Origin of the sequence: Wolbachia endosymbiont of Mansonella ozzardi, assembly GCF_020278625.1 — a bacterium.
GTDB lineage: Bacteria > Pseudomonadota > Alphaproteobacteria > Rickettsiales > Anaplasmataceae > Wolbachia.
Window position 1 is genome coordinate 1 of the sequence record NZ_JADAKK010000034.1, and the last position, 5,646, is coordinate 5,646.

Consider the following 5,646-nt stretch of genomic DNA (forward strand, 5'->3'; position numbering starts at 1 on the left):
TGGGAAGTTAAACAAAATAGCTTCATTACTATGGTAGGGGCGATGTCAAAGTGTTGTCTCAAGTAGTTTTTTTGTTTCTGTTGAGTTACATTTGCCTTCTGTGTATAACAGCTAAAGTAATTTAGGTCTTTCAAGATGAAGAAAACTAGGGCTTTTGTTTGATCTTTTGTTATAATAATAAGGCTTATGTTCTCAACTAAAAACGATGCTTAGAGGCTTTCTTTTGATTTTTATATTCACAGTAGTGTTCATGCCGCTGTCAAACGCTGATGCAAGGAAATATATCAGAATTGTTGGGTCTTCAACTGTTTTTCCTTTTATCTCGTTTATAGCTGAGGATTTCAACCGTGTATTCTCCTTTAAAACTCCTGTTGTGGAATCAATAGGGAGTGGGCCAGGGTTCAAAATGTTTTGCTTAGGGATAGGGGAAGACACGCCAGATATTGCTGCTTCGTCTCGTTCTATCAAAAATGCAGAAAGGGAGATGTGCAAAAGGAATAAAGTTGATGAAGTGATAGAGATTATTATTGGCTATGATGGGGTTGTAATCGCGAACTCTAATCAAAGCCATAGATTTGACTTCTCAAAAAAGGATTTATTTGAAACTTTGTCTGCATATTCTCAAGAGAATGGTAAGCTGGTAAAAAATAATAAGAAGCTTTGGTCTGATGTAAGCCAGACCTTACCAAAAACAGAAATTGAAATTTATGGTCCACATCAAAATACAGGTACGTACGAAACTTTGATTAATTCTATTATGCTCGATCAATACTCATGCATGAATTCAAGGATTTTCAAAGAGAATTATGAAGACCAGGAAGAAAGAAAGAAAGCTTGTAGCAGTATAAGGGATGATGGAAGGTATAAGGAAGTTGGGATTAATGAAAACATAATAATACAAAAGTTGAAAAGCAACAAGAACGCTTTGGGAATATTTAGTTTTAGTTTTTTGATTAGGAACCAGGATAAAATACAAGGAAGCACAATTGCAGGAATTGAGCCAACTTATGAAAATATATCATCGGGGAAATATATATTAGCAAGGCCTCTATATCTTTATATAAAGAAAGAACACTTGAATACCGTTGATGGATTAAGAGAATTCATTAGAGAAGTTATCGATTCTACTAGTACTAAAGATGGGTACCTATTTAAGCTCGGTCTTATCCCACTTTCAAGTGAAGACATAAGGAAAGTTTCAGCAAAAGTTCATGATATAGTATAATATCTTTTTGCTCTAACTCTATGGAAAACTATCAGCACTTGCAAACATTGCGTTCAATTGCATTTATTGTTGGAGTATTTTTATTGGTGTTTAGCTTAACAATGGTCATTCCTGCTGTTACTAATAAGTATCTGGATTACGAGTGGAAAAATTTTTCTAGCTGGGTTTTTGATCACTTGCACATCTGGCACAATTTTTGTTTTATTAGGTAATAAATTAAGCAGATTGCATGGAATGCATTACCAGTTGTGCTTGGATTGCTTTCTTTTATCCCTATTTGCAGCTATTTCATTCTATCTTGATAGTTAGCTTTTTTTCTAACCTTTTTGGTGGATGTGGAGGTTCTGCAAGTGGTGGGATCAAAACCTTCCGTTTGATTGTTTTTTTAAGGTCTATAGGAAATCGATTTCGCCTTTTATAGATCCTAATGCAGGTGATATGGTGAAATTTAATGGTAAAATTTTAGAAGATGATGAAGTTCACTCTACATTTACATTTTTTGCAATTTACATATTAACGTTCACTATATCATCAATAGTGATGTCCTACTTAGGCAATATTAGGCAATATGGACTTTATAACTAGCATTAGTGCAGTCTCTGCGACGCTTACAAACTCTGGTCCAGGGTTCAGTAACTTAATCAATCGGTTCTTCGGGTAATTATTCCTTCTTCAGCAGTGGAGAAAAACTATTTCTGTCATTTTTAATGCTGCTTGGCAGGCTTGAAATATTACCAATCTATTTCTGTATAGGCAACTTATTCTTATTTAACAGAGGAGAATAGTTTAGCTGCCTAAAAGGTTGGGAAATAGTTTTCTTGGTATTATAAATTACATAATATACATTATGTAAAATATGAAAAACACAGCCACCAGATTAGTGCTCAAAAATGCTTACTTTATTTGAGTTCATGCACTGGCATGGACGCTCTTCTACTCAGTTCATAAATTGCAGCATTTTATGTAACCTAAATTTCCTTAGCTATCAATATTAAGAAACTTATCAAATAAAAAAAGGCAAAAGAAACCCAGTTGGTGGCTAGTTATTTATATTAACTTTATAAGTTTATAAAGATATGAAGTACATAGTACAAAAAATTAAACATGAAACACCAAGTATATTGAGTTTTTTGTCGCTTAATATATACGGACTGAAGATAAATAATAGCTTCAGTATTATAATAAGGGGGGTGATGAGATTTGTCAAGTAGTTTTCTGTTCGTTTCTATGGCTAGTGAAGTGACATAAATCATCTTGTGTTGTTTAAAAAGTGACCAGGGCAGCAAAAATATGACAATTCTCATTTTCATTAGAAGGTTTTGTTTAAAAATATATTTTATTTCATTTAGAATATCTTACTTGGTTTATTTATATATATAGTGAATAAGTTACTGCAGAAGTTTTACAGCATTATTTATTGTCTTTACTGTGCTTTAATTGACACAATTTATAACGATGGAATGGAACATGCGGGATATTTATCATTTTTAATCCTGTTGTCAATATTTCCTTTTCTCATCGTTTTAATAGCTTTAGCGTCAACATTTGCAAATTTCCTAGACCAATATAACATCGGTTGGGCATTTATAATTGATCACATGCCACAGGATATTTTAGCATCCTTAATGCCGCGTATTAGAGAGATAATATCTGGTCCGCCACAGAGTTTATTGACTTTGGCAATTGTGGGTGCTGTTTGGACAGCCTCGTCAGCGATTGAAGGGCTGAGAACAATATTGAATAAGGCATACAAGGTTCCAGTTTCTCCACCTTATATATTGAGAAGGGTGCTCAGCATATTACAATTTTTGGTAATTACGCTCATTATAACTCTGACTATAGTGTTCTCCACATTAGTGCCAATGCTGATTGATTTTTCCTATCATAGGCTAAGTTATACTAAATGTCTTCTCATCGAATTTGTACTCTTCGTAATGGTTTCCTGGCTATACTTTATGCTGCCCAGCGTAAAACAAAATATGTCAGATGTATTTCCTGGATCTTGTGTAGCTGTTATGCTTTGGACAGCTTCTGCTTCAGCTTTCAAACAATACTTAAAAGCTTCCTTTGGCCAATTGGACTTAATATACGGAAGTTTGGGTGGTGTGGTAGTGTCATTACTATTTTTTTATATGGTGAGTTTAATTTTTATATATGGAGCAAAGTTTAATTTTCAGCTAAAATGTTTTAATGAGTCTCGCTAAGGAGAAATAATGGGTAAGTTAAAAGGCAAAATAGCTTTAATTACCGGGGCCTCAGGTGCAATTGGGTCTGCTGTTGCAAAAAGGTTTATAAAAGAAGGTGCGTGTGTAATCTTAATTTCAAGATCTATTGATCACCTTAAGCCACTGTACAATGAAATTGAAGAATTTGAAGAGTTCAAAGAAGGCTCTGTTAAGCTAATTCAACTTGATCTTTTGGACTTTGAAAACGTAAAGATACTAACAAACATGATAGAAAGCCTAAAATTATCAGAGTCTGTAGCACTTGATATATTAGTTGCGTGTACTGGAATTTTAGGTAAATTAGACCCCGTTCATGATTGTGAGCTTGAGGAGTTACAGAATGTAATGAATACAAATTTTACTGCCAATTGGTACTTGCTAAAAAATTTAGATCCAATGCTGAAAAAATCTAATTCTGGAAGAGTGATATTCATGACTTCAGAAGTAACACTTTCTCCTTCTTCTTATCCATATTGGGTACCTTATGCTGCAAGTAAAGCTGCACTAGAAATCATGGTAAAGATATATGCATCTGAGACAAAACATACAAAGTTGTGTATAAATGCTGTATATCCAGAAGGACCTGTTGACAGCGAAATGTACAAGCAAGCGTTTCCTGGAAAGGATACACCTGAATTAGTGCTACCTGATAAACTAACAAGCAAATTTGTAGAGCTAGCTTCTGAAGATTGTAGTGTGTCAGGACAAATTTTACCATTGAGCAAATCTTTTAAGTAAGTTGCATAGCTGTACGAACATTATAACTCGAACCTACCAGGAGGATATCATGAAAGTAGACACTACTAGTCATTTATCTTTAAAGCTTGAATAAAAGCATTATGCGGAATATTGACATTTCCTATAGAGCACAATCTTTTCTTACCTTTCTTTTGCTTTTCTAAAAGCTTCATTCTTCGCGTTACATCCCCACCATAGAGTTTAGCTGTCACATCCTTTCTGTATGGATTAATCGTTTTCCTGGCAATAATTTTGCTACTCACTGCTGCTTGAATTGCAATCTTATATTGCTGACGTGGTATCAAATCCTTCAAACGCGCACATATTTCGCGCCCCCTTTTTTCTGCCCTACTTTTATGAACAATGCATGCCAATGCATCAACAGGCTCTCCATTAACTGAAAAGCTCAATTTATCTATCTGACTTTCCTGATAATCGGAAATTTCCCAATCCAAACTCGCGTATCCCTTAGAAATTGATTTTAGCCTATCGTAAAAGTCAAAAACAACCTCAGATAGCGGTAACTTATACTTTATCAGTGCTGTTGTTGTGCTGCCAACGTAAGATAAATCTTTTTTCTCTCCTCTTCTTTCTTCACACAGAGATAGAATTTCTCCTAAATATTGATCAGGCACCATTATGGTTGCGGTAATCCATGGCTCTTCTACCATCTTAACTTTTGTAAGATCTGGCATATCACTTGGATTATGAATGTTCAGAATTTCACCACTTCGTGTTGTAACCCTATATATGACACTCGGCGCGGTTACTGTTAGGTCTAAATCAAACTCTCTCTCAAGCCTCTCTTGGATAACTTCAAGATGTAGCATCCCTAAGAAACCACAACGAAATCCATAGCCGAGTGCATTCGATGTTTCAGCTTCAAAGGTAAAACTTGCATCATTTAAATGTAGTTTTTCCAGTGCTTCTCTTAAATATTTAAAGTCATCTGCTTTGTTGGGAAAAATGCTACAGAATACCACAGGGTGCACTTCTTTAAATCCAGGCAGTGCTTCACTACAAGGTCTCTTTTCCTCAGTGATAGTATCCCCTACCCTACAGTCCTTCACTTCTTTCATTGAAGCAGTTATAAAGCCAACTCCACCTGCTGAAAGTTTACCCGTCATTACCTTTTTAGGAGTAAAAATACCGATATTATCCACCTGGTATGTAGCATTGTTGGACATCATAACAATCTTCATGCCTTTTTCTAGTACTCCATTTTTAACTCGCACTAAAATCACTACCCCTAGGTAAGGATCATACCAACTATCAACCAAAATTGCTTGCAGTGAAGCGTTTGCATTACCCTGTGGAGCTGGAAGTTTCGTCACTATTGCTTCGAGTACATCCCTTACTCCAAGTCCAGTCTTTGCCGATATTAAAACTGACTCACTTGCATCAAGACCATTACATTCTTCTATCAAGCGGTCAGCAAGAGAAATGACCAATCAAGTG

General features: G+C 35.2%; 4 protein-coding genes and 1 pseudogene. 4 read left to right on the forward strand and 1 reads right to left on the reverse strand.

What is annotated here, in order from left to right; translation table 11 throughout:
• The first annotated feature begins 205 nt into the window (after window positions 1–205).
• From IHO40_RS03875 to IHO40_RS03890, 4 genes are all read left to right on the forward strand, one after another.
• Complete coding sequence (locus IHO40_RS03875) at window positions 206–1,225, forward strand: substrate-binding domain-containing protein (protein WP_225536850.1); 1,020 nt, start codon at window positions 206–208, stop codon at window positions 1,223–1,225.
• Window positions 1,226–1,663: 438 nt separating this feature from the next.
• Complete coding sequence (locus IHO40_RS03880) at window positions 1,664–1,810, forward strand: hypothetical protein (RefSeq protein WP_225536851.1); 147 nt, start codon at window positions 1,664–1,666, stop codon at window positions 1,808–1,810.
• Between the two features lie 794 nt (window positions 1,811–2,604).
• Window positions 2,605–3,429 carry a YihY/virulence factor BrkB family protein gene (locus IHO40_RS03885; RefSeq protein ID WP_225536852.1) on the forward strand — a complete coding sequence of 275 codons (825 nt, stop codon included), beginning with the start codon at window positions 2,605–2,607 and terminating at the stop codon, window positions 3,427–3,429.
• Window positions 3,430–3,438: 9 nt separating this feature from the next.
• Entirely contained in the window at window positions 3,439–4,188 is a 750-nt protein-coding gene (locus tag IHO40_RS03890) for an SDR family oxidoreductase (protein ID WP_225536853.1), read from the forward strand.
• 65 nt (window positions 4,189–4,253) lie between these two features.
• On the opposite strand, the pseudogene lepA reads toward IHO40_RS03890, so the two are convergent.
• Window positions 4,254–5,646: pseudogene (gene lepA, locus IHO40_RS03895) on the reverse strand (translation elongation factor 4); the annotation flags it as partial.